Origin of the sequence: Haloferax sp. Atlit-10N (genome assembly GCF_003586325.1) — an archaeon.
GTDB classification, from domain to species: domain Archaea; phylum Halobacteriota; class Halobacteria; order Halobacteriales; family Haloferacaceae; genus Haloferax; species Haloferax prahovense.
In genome coordinates this window covers 1,180,412-1,196,730 of the sequence record NZ_PSYX01000001.1, presented here as the reverse complement: position 1 = coordinate 1,196,730, position 16,319 = coordinate 1,180,412, and the positions used below count along the sequence as shown (strand labels likewise).

15 protein-coding genes are annotated in these 16,319 nt (G+C 68.1%); 11 read left to right on the top strand and 4 right to left on the bottom strand.

Features of this window, described 5'->3' with window-relative positions; all coding sequences use genetic code 11:
- Positions 1-80: 80 nt before the first annotated feature.
- On the bottom strand, positions 81-1,385 hold the full coding sequence (locus C5B91_RS06220) for a cytochrome P450 (protein WP_081909209.1): 1,305 nt from the start codon (positions 1,383-1,385) through the stop codon (positions 81-83).
- Between the two features lie 72 nt (positions 1,386-1,457).
- The gene (gene purM, locus C5B91_RS06215; protein ID WP_008093458.1) at positions 1,458-2,432 is read right to left on the bottom strand and encodes a phosphoribosylformylglycinamidine cyclo-ligase; all 975 of its coding nucleotides are present in this window, start codon (positions 2,430-2,432) and stop codon (positions 1,458-1,460) included.
- A 402-nt stretch (positions 2,433-2,834) separates the two neighbouring features.
- On the opposite strand from purM, the gene C5B91_RS06210 reads away from it, so the two are divergent.
- On the top strand, positions 2,835-3,071 hold the full coding sequence (locus C5B91_RS06210) for a hypothetical protein (RefSeq protein ID WP_008093457.1): 237 nt from the start codon (positions 2,835-2,837) through the stop codon (positions 3,069-3,071).
- 458 nt (positions 3,072-3,529) lie between these two features.
- On the opposite strand, the gene C5B91_RS06205 is transcribed toward C5B91_RS06210, so the two are convergent.
- Positions 3,530-4,153: a hypothetical protein gene (locus C5B91_RS06205; RefSeq protein ID WP_008093455.1), complete on the bottom strand. Its 624-nt coding sequence runs from the start codon at positions 4,151-4,153 to the stop codon at positions 3,530-3,532.
- Positions 4,150-5,829 carry a TraB/GumN family protein gene (locus tag C5B91_RS06200; RefSeq protein ID WP_008093452.1) on the bottom strand — a complete coding sequence of 560 codons (1,680 nt, stop codon included), beginning with the start codon at positions 5,827-5,829 and terminating at the stop codon, positions 4,150-4,152. The genes C5B91_RS06205 and C5B91_RS06200 overlap by 4 nt, the downstream gene beginning before the upstream one ends.
- Before the next feature lie 53 nt (positions 5,830-5,882).
- Here C5B91_RS06200 and C5B91_RS06195 point away from each other — a divergent pair, with 53 nt between their 5' ends.
- The 10 genes from C5B91_RS06195 (at position 5,883) to dhaK (ending at position 16,235) form a co-directional block, all read left to right on the top strand.
- Positions 5,883-7,211 carry a glycerate kinase gene (locus tag C5B91_RS06195; protein ID WP_115819241.1) on the top strand — a complete coding sequence of 443 codons (1,329 nt, stop codon included), beginning with the start codon at positions 5,883-5,885 and terminating at the stop codon, positions 7,209-7,211.
- 63 nt (positions 7,212-7,274) lie between these two features.
- On the top strand, positions 7,275-7,895 hold the full coding sequence (locus C5B91_RS06190; protein WP_008093448.1) for a winged helix-turn-helix domain-containing protein: 621 nt from the start codon (positions 7,275-7,277) through the stop codon (positions 7,893-7,895).
- A gap of 81 nt (positions 7,896-7,976) precedes the next feature.
- Positions 7,977-8,420 carry a bifunctional nuclease family protein gene (locus C5B91_RS06185; protein WP_008093446.1) on the top strand — a complete coding sequence of 148 codons (444 nt, stop codon included), beginning with the start codon at positions 7,977-7,979 and terminating at the stop codon, positions 8,418-8,420.
- Positions 8,421-8,480: 60 nt separating this feature from the next.
- Entirely contained in the window at positions 8,481-8,966 is a 486-nt protein-coding gene (locus tag C5B91_RS06180) for an acyl-CoA thioesterase (RefSeq protein WP_004976908.1), read from the top strand.
- Positions 8,967-9,014: 48 nt separating this feature from the next.
- The gene (locus C5B91_RS06175; RefSeq protein ID WP_008093444.1) at positions 9,015-9,467 is read left to right on the top strand and encodes a hypothetical protein; all 453 of its coding nucleotides are present in this window, start codon (positions 9,015-9,017) and stop codon (positions 9,465-9,467) included.
- 187 nt (positions 9,468-9,654) lie between these two features.
- Positions 9,655-10,431 carry a DUF4397 domain-containing protein gene (locus C5B91_RS06170; RefSeq protein WP_115819240.1) on the top strand — a complete coding sequence of 259 codons (777 nt, stop codon included), beginning with the start codon at positions 9,655-9,657 and terminating at the stop codon, positions 10,429-10,431.
- 130 nt (positions 10,432-10,561) lie between these two features.
- Positions 10,562-10,867 carry a hypothetical protein gene (locus C5B91_RS06165; protein ID WP_008093441.1) on the top strand — a complete coding sequence of 102 codons (306 nt, stop codon included), beginning with the start codon at positions 10,562-10,564 and terminating at the stop codon, positions 10,865-10,867.
- Positions 10,868-10,893: 26 nt separating this feature from the next.
- Positions 10,894-11,496 carry a hypothetical protein gene (locus tag C5B91_RS06160; RefSeq protein ID WP_008093440.1) on the top strand — a complete coding sequence of 201 codons (603 nt, stop codon included), beginning with the start codon at positions 10,894-10,896 and terminating at the stop codon, positions 11,494-11,496.
- Between the two features lie 416 nt (positions 11,497-11,912).
- A complete protein-coding gene (gene ileS / locus C5B91_RS06155; protein ID WP_049968482.1) occupies positions 11,913-15,044 on the top strand; it encodes an isoleucine--tRNA ligase in 3,132 nt (1,043 codons plus the stop codon).
- A gap of 192 nt (positions 15,045-15,236) precedes the next feature.
- Positions 15,237-16,235 carry a dihydroxyacetone kinase subunit DhaK gene (gene dhaK, locus C5B91_RS06150; protein WP_004976917.1) on the top strand — a complete coding sequence of 333 codons (999 nt, stop codon included), beginning with the start codon at positions 15,237-15,239 and terminating at the stop codon, positions 16,233-16,235.
- Positions 16,236-16,319 lie beyond the last annotated feature (84 nt).

Sequence of the window (16,319 nt, the reverse complement as noted above, 5' to 3'; positions counted from 1 at the left end):
GTCGAGTCCGGCGACCGGCGAGACGCCGGAGGCGGTCCGCCGTCCGAAACGCCAAACGCCGACACTCCCACGCGACGGACTCAGCGCCGGCGGACGACGAGCGGCGTTTCGCCCTTCGGTTGGGTCGTCATCTCGGGCGCGATTTCTAACTCTCCGTCGCCGCCCCAGCCGAGGTCGAAGTCGCGGAGGACGGTCGCGAGTACGATTTTCGCCTCCGTGAGCGCGAACGCCCGCCCGAGACAGCTCCGCGGCCCGGCCCCGAAGGGGAGATAGGCGTAGGCGGGACGGTCGGTCTCTCCGTCCCAGCGCTCGGGCCGGAACGCGAGCGGGTCGTCGTACCACCGCTCGTCGCGGTGGATGCGGATGACAGAGAGGTGGATGTCCGCGCCCGCCGGAATGACTCGGTCGCCGGTCGGAAACGGCTTCGCCGTCTCCCGCGGGAGCGTGTGAACCGGCGGGTAGAGCCTGAGTGTCTCTTTGATGACGCGTTCGAGCACCGGGAGTTCCCCGGTCGCCTCGGCGGACACGGGGCCATCGCCGACGACGCGGTCGACCTCGTCGGTGGCGCGCTCGCGGACATCGGGGTGCGTCGCGAGCAGGTACAGCGCGTAGGTGAGTGCGAGCGCCGTCGTCTCGTGGCCGGCGAAAATCATGCCCACGAGCTGGTTCTCCAGTGACTCGACGGCCGCCGGGTAGTCGGCGTCGGTCCCGAGCGCGTCGGCGAGTCGGCGCGTGAGACTCTCTTCGTCGGCGGTCTCGACCAGTTTTCTGACCTCCTCGCGGAGGACTCGGTCGGCCCGGTCGAACCGACGCCTGCTCGGCGTCGGCACCCACGAGGGCAACACCCACGACGCGGGCGCGAAGCGGCCGTTGAGGCCGTCGGCGGCCGAGCGAACTCGGTCGTCGCCGTCGAGGTCGAGTTCCCGCCCGAGGATGGTGGCGAAGATGATGTCCAGGGTGACGGACTTCATCTCGGCTTCGAGCGACAGCGTCCCCGAGTCGGGCCACGTCCGCAGGCGGCGCTCGACCTGTCGGCGCATCACGGACGCGTACTCGTCGACCCGCTCCCAGCCGAAGAAGGGCTCTAGCTCGTCGCGCTGTCGCCGCCACTCGTCCCCCTCGGCGGCGATGACGGCGTCGCCGAAGGCGGCCTCGAACTCGCCGCCCTTGACGATAGTATCGCGGTCGGTCACGAACGCCCGCTCGAAGTGGTCGGGGTGAGCGAGGACGTACAGGTCGCCCATACCCACCACGTCGAGTCCGACCGCGTCCTCGACGCCGTGGTCCGCGAGGAGGTCGGCGACGAAGCCGAACGGGTCGGCCGCGAAGCCGACGGTGTGGCCCACGAGCGGGAGGCCGTTCGGTGTCGGTGGCGGTGAAGTCACACCTCCACTATGGCGAACGTCGATAAAATAGTGCTTCTAATCGAACACTTCGATTCGACAAGCTGTCCGCGTTCAGAGGTCGAGGCCGCGAATCGAGACGCCGTCGCCCGATTCGACGCGGCCGATGATGCGGCCGTCGGTCGCCTCGACCAACGCCTCGGCGTTCGCCTCGGGGACGGCCGCGACGAAGCCGGTGCCCATGTTGAACGTCGTGTGCATCTCCTCGTCGGAGACGCCGCCGCGCTCCTGGACGAACTCGAACACCGGCTGGGGCTCGAAGGCGTCGTCGACGACGTAGCGGAACTCGCCCATGCGTTCGAGGTTGGTCCAGCCGCCGCCGGTGACGTGGGCCGCGGCGTTGGTCTCGGCGGCGCGCAGGTCGTCCAACAGGTAGGTGTAGAGCCGCGTCGGTTCGAGGAGCGCCTCGCCGACGGTGTCGTAGTCGTCGCCGTCCCACGCGTCGTCGTAGTCGCCGTCGGCCGTGGCGGCCTTGCGGGCGAGCGTGAGGCCGTTCGAGTGGATGCCGGACGACGGGAAGCCGACGAGCGCGTCGCCTTCCTCGGCCTCGCCGGGGAAGATAGCGTCCTTCTTCGCCAGTCCGGCGCAGGTGCCCGCGAGGTCGAGGCCGTTGATGACCTCGGGCATGACCGCCGTCTCGCCGCCGACGAGTTCGATGTCCGCCTCCTCGGCACCCGCGGCGAGGCCCTGTCCGACCTGCTCGGCGAACGTCTCGTCGGGCGCGTCGACCGCGAGGTAGTCCACGAACGCGACGGGCCGGACGCCGGCCGCGACGAGGTCGTTGGCGTTCATGGCGATGCAGTCGATGCCGACCGTCGAGTAGTCGCCGAGCGCCTCGGCGACGAGCAGTTTGGTGCCGACGCCGTCGGTGGCGAGTCCGAGGTAGCGGTCGCCGATGTCGAGCAGGCCGGCGTAGTCGCCCGACCCGCCGCCGACCTGCGCGACGAGCGCCGCGGTCGCGGCCTCGCTCGCCTCGATGTCGACGCCCGCATCGGCGTAGGTCATCCCTTCGGAGTCGTCGTTCGTCATGTTCGTGTACGAGATAGGCCGAAATATAAAATCACAGGGTACGAATCATACACGTTCTCGCATAGGTGAGTGTTCGCCGCCGCTCGGTCGTTGTCGTGTCGTCGTCGCCCTTCCGGTTACGCGCGTCCTGCCGGTCGCGCGCGCGCTCCGACGACCCCGCTACGAGCCTCCTAATCGACGGTTCTCCGAGCCGATTGTGTTGAATAATCTATAGCTTTTGCAATATTTGCGAAAAAGCTCTAGAGAGCATTATAAAATTTCTCGTCGGTTTTAACACCTTCATAAAACGTTACGAAAGAAGAATGTTCGCCCTAAGCCGGGTCTGAACAGTCGAAAAAGAAGCGAATTCACGGTAACGCTCGGCCCCTTATATGATGGTCCCCGTCGTATGCAGGAGTGACGATGTCCGGAATCCCCTCCACGAACGACTCGCTCGCCCTCGGCTTCGCATCGACCATCGGCCGCCTCGCGTACGCCCCCCTCGAAACCGTCGCGTTTTGGTCGGCAGTCGCGCTGCCCCTCGCGTACCTGCCCGTCCTCAGCGGCGGTCTCTCAACCGGCGAACTCCCCCTCTTCGCCGGGCTCATCGCCGTCCACGCCGTCGCGCTCGTTCTCGGGCGCGACCACGGCCAGCAGTAACGCGGTCCCCGACGCGTACGACCAACCCGGATTCGTCTCGGTTCCCCGCCGACGCTTTCCCCTCCCACGGCGCGCGTCTGCCCCTGCCCGACCGCGAACCGCCCGCAAACCAGCCCACCTGACACCCACTCCAACCCGAACACTAACCGCAGCTAACCCCCGCCCACCCACACCCGACACAGCCTAACCCAACCTCGCGTCCCGAACTGCACTCCACAGCCGCAACCTGCCCCGAATCCCGACCTCGGCGGCCCGACCGGTCCCCGCCGCACTCGTGCGGTCCCCTTCTCCCTCCATTCGTCCCTGTCGCGCCCCGAGTACCGTCTGTGCGTCCCGAGCCCTCCGAGTGCTCTCCGCTCTCCGTCCCGCGTCTCGACTCTAGCGTCGCTCGCGACTTCGAGACCGAGACGTGCCAGAAATAGAGCGATTGGAGTCGTCCGAAACCCCCGTCGGTCGGGTCAGAACCCGACGAACAGGAACAGACCGACCGTGAGGAGAACCGACAGGACGAGGACGCCGGCGAACGCCGGCGTGCTCCACGCCTTGACCGTCTTGCCGTCCAAGGAGCCGAACGGGAGCATGTTGAACGCCGCGAGGAAGGCGTTGATAATGAGTCCGCGAGAGCCGACGAGTTGGACCACGTCAGAGCCGACGAGGACGCCGACGACGAACACCGGCGCGAAGGCGACGAGGAGCAGCAGGTTCGTCACCGGGCCCGCGAGGGCGATGAGGCCGTGTTCTCGCTCCGTGAGCACGCCGCGGTGGTAGACCGCGCCGGGCGCGGCGAAAATGAACCCGACGAGCGCGCTCATGATGGCGACTGCGAGCATGCCGTAGTCGGCGCGGAACTCGGCGACCTGATTGAACCTGACGGCGACGACCTTGTGTGCGACCTCGTGGAGGAGAAAGCCCACGCCGGCCGTCAGCAGGCTCACGACGAGCGCGAGGCCGAACGACCCGCTCGTCAGCAGTTGGATGGTTCGGTTGCCGCCGCCGGCGAAGAAGATGGCGAAGGCGAGGCCGAGTGCGACCCACGCGACGAGCAGGTCGCGGAGTTCGCGCGAGGAAAAGGAGACGTTCACGTCAGAGACCTCCAGATGAGGTCGGCGCTGTTGCGCGCGCCCTCGAACATCAGGTTCGCCACGCCCGCGACGCCGCCGAGGTCCGAGGCGATGACGGGGATGACGTAGGTGACGAAGAGGAAGCTCGCGATGATGCTCCCGATGTTCGTCATGGCGACGACCATGATGAGCTTGAACAGCGGCACGTCGAACATCTGACCGACGAGGTCGACGATGGGCGTCTCCTCGTCGGAGAGCAGTTCGTTCAGTTTGCCGATGTCGCCGACGTTGACCGGCGTGTGTCGGAGTTCGACGTAGCCGGTGAACCAGCCGGGCGCGAGAAGCGGGTTGATGGAGGTCATCCACGCGACGAGGCCGCCGACGAGGGCGGAGGTCCACCGCGCGCCGGCGACCTTGGCGAGCGCGGCGGCGAACACGCCGTTGATGAGGAACCACGCGCCGAAGATGGTCAGAAGCCGTTCGTTGCCGACGCCGGCCATCGCGAGGAGGACGAAGAAGGCGATGAACACGGCGGTGACGCCGAAGCCGAGCAGTTTCCCCCACGGGAAGCCGTCCTTCTCCGCGACGCCGACGAGCGACTCCATCGGCGGGAGCGTCTCGGGGTGTGCGAGGTAGTTCTCGATGCCCTCGCGGTGGCCCGCGCCGACGATGGCGACGACGTGCCGACCGGACTGCCGGAGCGCGACGAGCTGGTGGGCGATGTAGGCGTCGCGCTCGTCGATGAGCGCCTCAGCGCCGCCGGGGCTGAACCGGCGGAACTCCTCCATCATGGCCGAGACCACGTCGCCGTCGGTCAGTTCGGCCATGTCGAACTCCTCGTAGTCGGCGTCGCTCTCGGCGGGCGCGAACAGGCCGAAGGCGTTCAGGACCGCGCCGGCGGTGACGCCCACGACGACGCCCGCGAGGACGCCGATGACGAGGCTCCCGACGATGGCGGTGCCGAGGCTCCCGAGGATTCCGGAGACGAGGCCGGTGCCGAGCCCGAGACCGAAGCCGACGACGATACCGATTGCCGCGCCGCCGCCGAGGCCCGCGAGAACCGCGTCGTCGCCGTCGAGAGAGAACGAGGCGACGGTGTAGAGCAGGTACGCGGACGCGGCCCCGAGGACCGCGGCGGTGGCGGTGCGCGTCAACAGGAGGTCGGTGACGCCGACCGCGCCCCCGAACAGGCCGACGAGCGGCCCGAGGAAGACGCCGACGGCGATGCCCAACACCGCGCCGACCCCGCGGGCGTCGGCGACGCCGAACAGGAGGTCGCCGGCCATGCGCATCTTTTCGAGCGTGCCCATCCGCCGCCAGAAGCGCTGGATGGTTACTTGGATGTCGCGGTCGACGAGCGCCACGTCGAGGCCCTCGTCTTCGGCGGTCTCGACCGCCGCGAGCATGTCCGCGCCGGGCTTCACGTCGAACTTGTCTCCCATCCGCGACTGAACGTACGAGAGCATCCAGTAGGCGATAAACTGGAAGACGGTGTTGCCGCGAAGCAGGTCGCGCGCTTCGATGTCGTCGGGCGTTCCGCCCTTCATCTGCCGGTAGCGACCCTCGTCGAGTTCGACCGCGACGACGTCGGGACGCTCTTCCCTGACGGTCTCTTCGACCTCTCTGACGCTGTCGGCCGAGACGTGGGCCGTGCCGACGACGCGGACGTGACCCTCGCCGGGCGACGAATCGTTCATCGCCGGGTTTACCGCCCCACGGTTTTTATCCGTGTCGGCATCTCCCACGAACTATGCAGGATTTCGACGCGCGAACCCCGACGCCCGCCCACGAGACGGCCATCGACTGCCTGCAGGCCGGCGTCGAGGCCGTCCTACCCGACCGCGTCGTCCGCGAGTCGGTGTCGCTCGACGGCGACACCCTGACCGTCGCGGACGAGACCTACGACCTGACCGCCTACGACCGAATCCTCGTCGTCGGCGGGGGCAAAGCCGGCGACGGCGTCGCAGACGCCCTCGAAGCCGTCCTCGGCGACCGCATCGACGACGGCGTCGTCGTGACGCCCGACCCGACGCCGAGCCCCGACGGGCGTATCGAGCGACTCCCCGGCGACCACCCGGTCCCCTCCGCGCGCGGCGTCGAGAGCACCCGGCGGCTCGTGGACCTCATCTCCGACCTCGACGACCGCACGCTCGTCCTCGCCGCCATCACCGGCGGTGCGAGCGCGGTTCTCCCGTCACCCGCCGAGGGCATCTCGCTCGCCGAGTTGCAGGAGACGACCGACAGCCTGCTCGAAAGCGGCGCGGAGATTCACGACCTCAACGCGGTCAGAAAGCACGTTTCGGCGCTGAAGGGCGGCGGTCTCGCACGCCTCGCCGCGCCCGCGACGGTCGTCGGCCTCGTCCTCTCGGACGTGGTCGGAAACGACCTCGGCGTCATCGCCTCCGGCCCGACCGCACCCGACGAGACGACCTACGACGACGCCCTCGACGTGCTGGACCGCTTCGACCTCGACGTGCCGAAATCGGTCCGCACGCGCCTCGCTCGCGGCTCTGCCGGCGACATTCCGGAGACACCGAAGCCCGGCGACTCGGTGTTCGACCGGGTGACGAACCACGTTCTCGCGGACACGTTCACCGCGCTCGACGCCGCCCGCGAGGTGGCTGCGGACCGCGGCTACGACCCGCTCGTCCTCTCGTCTCGCGTGCGCGGCGAGGCGCGCGAGGCCGCGAAGACCCACGTCGCCGTCGCGGAGGAGTCGCTCGCGACCGGGAACCCGATTTCCGCGCCTGCCGTGGTCCTCTCGGGCGGCGAGTGCACCGTGACGGTCCGCGGCGACGGCGACGGCGGGCCGAACCTCGAATTCTGCCTCGCGGCCGCCGCCGAACTCCCCGAGGAGACCGTCCTCGCCAGCATCGACAGCGACGGGAAAGACGGCGGGACGGAGGTCGCGGGCGCGGTCGTGGACTCGTCGACCGTCGACGCCGGCGACGCCCACGACGCGCTGGCGAGAAACGACGCGCTCCCGGTGCTTCGGGAGGCCGGCGCGCTCGTCGAGTCCGGCGCGACGGGGACGAACGTCAACGACCTGCGCGTCGTCGTCGTCGGCGAGGGCGTCTGAGCGCCGACAGTTCCGCGGGCGACGGACAACAGGTTTGTATCCTCCGGCGGAGTACTCACCCCCATGGCCGGTTTGTTGCCCTCCACTCCCGACACCTCCGCCGCGGACGAATCCTCCCCGCGGGTCATCGGACTCGACGACGACGAGGCGTCGGACCTCCTCTCGGCGCTCTCGTCGGAGACGGCCCGCCGCGTGCTCGCCGCGCTCCACGAAACGCCGACGAACGCCGCGGACCTCGCAGAGCGCGTCGACACGTCGCTTCAGAACGTCCAGTACCACCTCCGAAAGCTCGACGACGCGGGCCTCGTCGAAGTGGTCGACACCGTCTACTCCGAGAAGGGCCGCGAGATGAAGGTGTACGCCCCCGCCGACAGGCCGCTGGTCGTCGTCGCCGCCGGCGAGGAGACGCGGACGGGGCTGGCGTCCATGCTGACGAGCCTGCTCGGCGGCGTCGCCGTCTTGGGCCTGCTCTCGGCGTTCGTCCAGTGGGTCGCGTCGCGGGGTCTCGGCGTTCTCGGCGGGGCTGGTGGAGCGGCTGAGTCTGCCGACGCCGGGACGGTCTCGACGATGGCCGCGGAGGCCGCGCCCGCGGCGGCGCAGGGAATCCCGCCGGGGCTCGCCTTCTTCGCCGGCGGCCTCGCCATCCTGCTCGTCATCGCGGCCGTTCAGTTCGCCCGACGCTGAGCGCTCGCGGGGAGCGACGGCGACCGGGTCGGCGACTCGTTCTGGGGTAACTATTCGTACCCCGGCCAACTACAGGATAGCATGAAACACCGTGCCGTGGTCCGCGGTATCGGGGTCGGCGTCGGCGAAGACGGCTCGAACGTGCCGGCGGTGGTCCTCGAAGCGCGCGACGAGTTCCTGCCCATCGTCATCACGTCGGACCAGGCTCAGGCCATCCAGCTCGGGCTCTCCGGCGAGCAGTTCGAGCGCCCGCTGACCCACGACCTCCTGGTCGAGATGGTGACCGAGTTCGGCGGGGCCATCGACAGCATCCGCATCGACGACCTCTCGAACGGCACGTTCCTCGCCAAGGTCGACGCCGAGCGGTACCACGACGGCGAGGCGCGGACGTTCGTCTTCGACGCGCGCCCGAGCGACGCCATCGCGCTCGCCATCCGCGTGGACTGTCCGATTCTCATCTCCGACGAGGTGCTCGACGCCGCCGGGCAGTCGCCCGAGGCGTTCGACGCCGACTTCGACGAGTGAGTTGGGGCCGTCGCCGCCGCGCCCCACGATTTCAAGCCCCCTCGGCGTGACCCTGCTCGCATGAGCGAATCCACCGCGACGCTCGACGAGTCGCGCACCGAGATGACCGAACTCCTCCTGCCGAACGACACCAACAACCTCGGGCGAGCCCTCGGTGGGGCGGTCCTCCACTGGATGGACATCTGCGGGGCCATCGCAGCGATGCGCTTTTCGAACCGCCAGTGTGTCACCGCGTCGATGGACCACGTCGACTTCATCAGCCCCATCGACCTCGGCGAAGTCGCCGTGATGGAGGCGTACGTGTTCAACGTCGGCCGGACCAGCGTGGACGTGAAAGTCGACGTGCACGCCGAGAACCCGAAGACCGACGAACTCCGGAAGACGACCACCTCGTTCCTGACGTTCGTCGCGCTCGACGACGACGGGAAGCCGACGCCGGTCCCCCGACTCGTCTGCGAGACCGACGAGGAAGCGGAGCTCCGGGCCGAGGCGGTCGCCGCCCGCGCCGAACAGCTCGAATCCGTTATCGAGCGCATGGAGAACTGAGGAAACCAGCGCCGAACTCTTTTCCCGGACGGCGACCGACTGGCGACCATGCTCGACGTTCCCGTCCCGGACCCGCCGTCGCTCCCGACCGTGGACCCGAACCAGTACGAGGACGCACAGGTGGCCGCCGACGCCGACTTCAAGCGCGCCGAGTTGGAGGCGTTCCTCGAAGCCGGCGCGTGGGCCGACGCCTTCGAGGCGTGGGCCGCGGAGACGCCCGTCACCGAGGCGCAGTGGGAAATCGTCCTCGACCTCGACCTCCTCTCCCACTTCGACTTCTTCTGGGACGACTTCGCCGACCGCGTCGGCTACCACGCGCCGGGCATCCCCGAGGACTGGAAGGAGCGCGAACTCCACCCCGACCTGACCTCGTGGGGCGAGGTGTCGTCTATCAACGCCGGTCTCACCGAACTCGGACAGGACGTGTGCGACGTGCTCAAAGACGACTACATCGACTGGGAGTCCGAGTACGAAGCGCCCGACGACCTGCCCGACTTCTGAGGCGGGTCTCCCCTCCCTTCTTAGCTTCTGTGCCCACTCCGACGCCGGTTGGAGCTCGGTTCCGAACGTTCACAAAATAACGGCGTTATCTGCTGACATTCTCGCAAAAAGACATATTTCTGGAACCATTGTGGCCGAATTTGGGAAAACGGTGATATTCCAATCGACGCTCTCATCTCTCGTCGCTATGACGAACATGAAACGCCGCGACGTACTCCGTGGATTCGGTGGCGTCGCCATCGCGGGCGGGCTCGCAGGTTGTATGGGCGGCGGCGGGACCGACGACGAGACGGAGACGACCACGACGGCGACTCCGACTCCCACCCCGACACCGACGCCGGAACCCGAGATGGCGATGCTCCGCGTCGCTCACCTCTCTCCCGACGCGCCGAACGTCGACGTGTACGTCGACGGCTCGGTAGCCCTCTCTGACGTGCCGTTCGGCGCGGTCAGCGACTACCTCGCGCTGACCGCCGGGTCCCATCAGGTGACGATTCGCGCGACCGACGCGCCCGACACGGTCGTCTTCGACGAGACGCTCGACCTCGCGGCCGGTGCGTACACCGCCGCGGCGCTCGGCGAACTCGACTCGGCGGCCGAGAACGGCTTCGCCGTCTCCCTCCTCGAAGACGACCGCTCGGCCCCCGCCGACGACGCGGCCCGCGTCCGAGTGCTACACGCCTCGCCGGACGCGCCCGCGGTCGACGTGACCGTCGCGGGCTCTGGGGACGCTCTCGTCGACGGCGCGGCCTTCGGCGACGCCGCGACCGTCGAGGTCCCTGCCGGGGACTACACGCTCCAGATTCGGGGCGATACGGAGTCGAACGACGGCGACGTGGTCGCCGAGTTCGACGTCACCGTCGAGGGCGGTCGCGCGTACACCGCCATCGCGCTCGGTTACCTGACGCCCGACGACGAGCCGGCGGACGCCGCGTTCGACCTCAGCGTCGTCGCGGACAACTGACCCGGAGCGAGCCGCCCACTCGCCCTGCCGCCGCCCCCGCTCCGATACCGCCTTCGAGCGAACCACCTCCCGAACGAATGACGCCGACGCGAACCCGACGACGTGAACCGCCTCGCGCCCAGCGGCGGCCATGAGCGTCTTGGTCGACGCCGCGCGGTTCGCGCTCGGCGCGAGCGCGGTGTTCCTCGTCGTCCTGCTCGGAATCTGGGGGCGGAACTACCTGCTGTTCCGGTCGAAACACGCGCTCGGTCTCGTCGTCTTCGGCGTCTTTCTGCTCGCGCAGAGCCTCTTCGCGCTGTACTATTACCTGGTCGACCCGACGCTGTCGGTCTGGTTCGCCACCGCCGTTCCCGCCGCGGCGTGGCGGGTGCTGATGGGCGTCCACGTCCTCCAGGCGGTGGCGCTGGCGGTCCTCCTGTGGATTACGTGGGATTAAACCGATAGCCGCCGTCAGCGTCGGACATGCACCGCCGAGCCCTCCTTTCGAGCGCGGCTGCGCTCTCGTTGGCAGGCCTCTCGGGCTGTCTCGCCGACGCCCGACGGACCGCCAGCGGTCGAATCCGCGCCGACACCGGCCACTCGAAACTCCACCCAGCAGACGAGCAGTACGTGAACGGGTCGTTCCCCGACGACGCCGACTTCCGCGGGTGGCTGTTCGCCGACCCGCCGGACGACCAGACGGACGTGTTCACCGACCGCGCGATGCAGGGGGAGTACTCGAACGACCTGCTGTGGGCCGAAGGCGACTCGTTCGCCCTCCTGTTCGAGGTTCGGATGTCCCGCGAGGACGCCGCGTTCTACAACGTCGCGCAGTCCCCGTCGTGGACCGGGTGGCGCGACGCCGAACTCCCGATTCGCCGGTCGCCGCCGTCCGACCTCGAACCGTTCGACGCGGACACGCTCGTCTGCACTCACCTCTCGAAGTTCGACGTGGCGAGAGGTGCCGCGCCGACGAACGCCACGCTCCGGGTGTTCGAGCGCGACGACGAATCCGGAACCACGCACGGGTCGGACTCTGAGTCGGTCGTCGCGACCCACCGCGTCGGTCGCTGGTCGGACCGATAGCGTCGATGCCGGCGTTGATGTCGATGTCGTCGCCGGAGTAAGCGTTATGACGCTTCCGAGACTTCGTTCGGATAGCATGCGACGACACCGGAGCCTCTCTCGCTCACCCGCGGTCGGCCAGTCCCGACCGTCGGTCGTCGCTCCGTCGCTCATTATTGCGGGGCAGTAGCCTCGCATATCCCTCATCCTCGACACCCGTCCGTATCGACCTCCGAGCGACTGCAGTCTCTTCCGGTGTGACACACCGGAACCCCCCATGGAGCGACACACGCACCACACCCGACAGGCGTATCGACAGCGACCAACAGACCGCCGACAGCGGAGGGTCTCCCGTGTCTGAGTCGGACCCGACGGAACGCCCGACCGACGCGGACCAGACCCGCCGTTTTGATATATATCCGCGAGAAGGACGGGGTATGGAAGACATCGCAGACCAGTACACGCCGTCGGACGTGGAGTCCGTCGTCGGCGAGTACTGGGACGAGAACGACGCGTACGAGGCGACGAAGGAGGCACACGCCGACGACCCGTCGTTCTTCTTCGTCGACGGCCCGCCGTACACGTCCGGCCAGATGCACCTCGGCACGGCGTGGAACAAGACGCTGAAGGACGCCGTCATCCGGCACAAGCGCATGACGGGGCATCAGGTCACGGACCGCCCCGGCTACGACATGCACGGCCTCCCCATCGAGGTCAAAGTCGAAGAGGAACTCGGCTTCACCTCGAAGCGCGACATCGAGGAGTTCGGCATGGAGCAGTTCATCCAGAAGTGCAAGGAGTTCGCCGTCCGCAACCGCGAGGCGATGGACGAGGACTTCCAGTCCATCGGCGCGTGGATGGACTGGGACAACCCCTATCAGACGCTGTCGCCCGAGTACATGGAGTCCGCGTGGTGGGCCTTCTCGAAGGTCGCCGAAAACGGACTGGTCGAACAGGGCAAGCGGAGCGTCAACTACTGCCCGCGCTGTCAGACCGCCATCGCGGCCAACGAGGTCGAGTACGACGAAATCACCTCGCCGTCCATCTACGTCAAGTTCCCGCTGAAGGGCCGCGAGGGCAACCTCGTCATCTGGACGACGACGCCGTGGACCATCCCCGCGAACACGTTCGTCGCCGTCGACGGCGAGATGACGTACCAGGAGGTCCGCGCCGAGAAGGACGGCGAGAGCGAGGTGCTCTACCTCGCGGAACCCTGTGTCGAGGAGGTCCTGAAGAAGGGCCGCTACGAGGACTACGAGGTCCTCTCCGAGGTCACGGGCGAGGAGATGGTCGGCTGGGAGTACGACCACCCGCTCGACGGCGTCGTCGCCGAGTACGCCGACTTCGAGGGCGCGGGACAGGTGTACACCGCCGACTACGTCGAGGCCGACCGCACCGGACTCGTCCACTCCGCGCCCGGTCACGGGCAGGAGGACTTCGCCCGCGGGCAGGAACTCGGTTTGGACGTGTTCGTCCCCGTCGACGACAAAGGCGAGTTCACGGAGCAGGGCGGCGACTACGCGGGCACCTTCGTCCGCGACGCCAACCCCGAAGTCATCGAGGACCTCGACGAACTCGGCCACCTGCTCCACGCCGGCGAGCACGACCACCGCTACGGCCACTGTTGGCGCTGTGACACGGACATCATCTTCCTCGCCACCGACCAGTGGTTCATCACGGTCACGGACGTGAAAGAACAGCTTCTCGACAACATCGAGGAGTCCGAGTGGCACCCGCAGTGGGCCCGCGACAACCGCTTCCGCGACTTCGTGAGCGACGCGCCCGACTGGAACGTCTCCCGACAGCGCTACTGGGGCATCCCGCTTCCCATCTGGGTCCCGCAGGACGCCGACGCCGAGGGCGCACAGGAGATGATTGTCGTCGGCACCCGCGAGGAACTCGCAGAGCGCGCCGACCAAGACGTCGACCCCGAGACGGTGGACCTCCACCGGCCCTCTGTCGACCCCATCACCATCACCGAAGACGGCGTGACCTACGAGCGCGTCCCCGACGTGTTCGACGTGTGGATAGACTCCTCCGTCGCCACGTGGGGCACGCTCGACTTCCCCGGCGAGACCGAGGCCTACGACGAGCTATGGCCCGCCGACCTCATCATCGAGGCGCACGACCAGACCCGCGGGTGGTTCTGGTCGCAACTCGGCATGGGCACCGCCGCGACCGGCGAGTCGCCGTACAAGGAGGTCATCATGCACGGCTTCGCCAACGACAAGGACGGCCGCAAGATGTCGAAGTCCGTCGGCAACATCGTGACGCCCGAGGAGGCCATCGACCGCGCCGGCCGCGACCCGCTTCGCGCCTACCTCCTCAGCCACGACCAGCAGGGCGTGGACCTCTCGTTCGAGTGGGACGGCCTCGTCGACACCCAATCGACGCTCAACATCTTCTGGAACGTCTTCCGGTTCCCGCTTCCGTACATGGACCTCGACGGCTACGACCCCGCCGAGGCCGACCTCTCGGAGGGCGAACTCACCGTCGTCGACGAGTGGGTGCTCTCGCGGCTCCAGACCGTCGAAGCCGAGATGGCCGACGCGTGGGACGACTACGAGGTCTCCACCGCGCTCAACACGCTTCTGGACTTCATCACGCAGGACGTTTCGCGGTTCTACGTGAAGGCCATCCGCGAACGCATGTGGGACGAAGAGGACTCGGCGTCGAAGCTCGGTGCGTACGCCACGCTCTCGACGGTGCTCTCGGAGTCTCTCCGGCTCATCGCGCCCTACGCGCCCTACATGGCCGAACGGATGTACCAGCGGCTCGACGGCTCGGAGACGACCGTCCACATGCTGTCGTACCCCGAGGCCGACGAGGAACGCCGCGACGAGGACCTCGAAGCCAACATGGCCGTCCTCCGCGACGTGGAGGAGGCCGCGGCGCACGCCCGCCAGCTCGGCGGTCGCAAGCTCCGCTGGCCCGTCTCGCGCATCGTCGTCGAGTCCGAAGACGCCGAGGTCGCCGACGCGGTCGAAGCCCTCTCGGACCTCCTCGCGGAGCGCGTGAACACCCGCGACGTGCAGGTCGTCGAGGTCTTCGACGAACTCGTCGAGACGGCCGAACCGCAGATGAGCGTCATCGGGCCGGAGTTCGGCGCTGACGCCCAGGAAATCATGGAGGCCGTCGAGGGGCTCTCGCGCGCCGAGGTCGAGTCCGGCGTCGAGGTCGACGGCGAGACGTACGACCTCACAGACGAGATGGTCTCGTACCGCGCCGAACCCCCGGAACACGTCACCGGAGCCGACTTCGAGGGCGGCACGGTCTACGTCGACACCGAGCTCACCGACGACATCGAGTCCGAGGGCTACGCCCGCGACGTCATCCGCCGCATCCAGGAGATGCGCAAACAGCTCGACCTCGACGTCGAGGCCGAAATCGACGTGTCGCTCGCGGTCGACGACGACCGCGTCGCCGGCTTCGTCGAGGAGAACCGCGACCTCATCGCCGAGGAGGTCCGCGCCCGCGAGCTCGACCTCGGTGACGCCGAGGGCGAGACGGTCGAGACGTGGGACGTCGAGGACGTGACGGTGACCATCGCGGTCACGCAACTCGACTGAGGCGGCCCCGCGCGGTCTCCGGCCGCTGGCGGCGGTCGGCTGGCGTTCGGCCGGCGTTCGATCGCGGCCCGGCCGTCGCCGACCACCCGCGAAATAGTGGGTGACGTAACCCGATTTTTCGCAGACGACGCCGGCTTCGACTTCCGGCTGACCAACACTTTTGGCCTTATCGACCGTGAGGGACTGTGAGTCATGAAGAAACTCATCAACGAACCCGGAGCGGTCGTAGACGAGATGCTCGACGGGATGGTCGCGGCGCACCCCGAACTGCGCCGGCTCGACGGCACGAACGTCCTCGTCCGCGGCGACGCGCCGGTCGATGGGAAGGTCGCGGTCGTCTCCGGCGGCGGGTCGGGCCACGAGCCGACGCACGCGGGCTATCTCGGCGAGGGGATGCTCGACGGCGCGGCGGCGGGTGAGGTCTTCACCTCGCCGACGGCCGACCAGTTGAACGAGATGATTCAGGCCACGGACGCGGGCGAGGGCGTCCTCTGCGTCGTCAAGAACTACGAGGGCGACGTGATGAACTTCGACACCGCCGCCGAGATGGCCGCCATGGAGGGCGTCGAGGTCGAGCAGGTCGTCGTCAACGACGACGTGGCCGTCGAGGACTCGCTGTACACGTCGGGTCGTCGCGGCGTCGCGGGCACCATCTTCGTCCACAAGTGCGCCGGCGCGAAGGCCGCCGCGGGCGGCGACCTCGAAGCGGTCACAGCCGTCGCCGAGAAGGTCGTCGACAACGTGCGCACGATGGGGATGGCCCTCACCTCCTGTGTCACGCCGGAGAAGGGCGAACCGACGTTCGACCTCGGCGAGGACGAAATCGAACTCGGTATCGGCATCCACGGCGAGCCGGGAACCGAGCGCGCCGACATCATGAGCGCCGACGAGATAACCGAACACCTGACCGAGAACGTCCTCGACGACCTCGAACTCGACGAGGGCGAGGAGGTCGTGACGATGGTCAACGGCATGGGCGGCACGCCGCTGTCGGAGCTGTACATCGTCAACCGTAAGCTCCAGTCCATCCTCGACGACCGCGGCATCGAGACGTGGGACGCGTGGGTCGGCGACTACATGACCTCGCTCGACATGATGGGTTGTTCGGTCTCCGTACTCCGCGTCGACGACGAGCTGAAGGAACTGCTCGGCGCGCCCGCGGAGACGCCCGGCCTGACCGTCACCGAGTAAGCGGCGACGCTCGCCGAGCACGCTCGGGGACGACTCCCGACGCGTCCACCGATTTTTCGCGGCAGAACAGTCCCGCGGGACAAG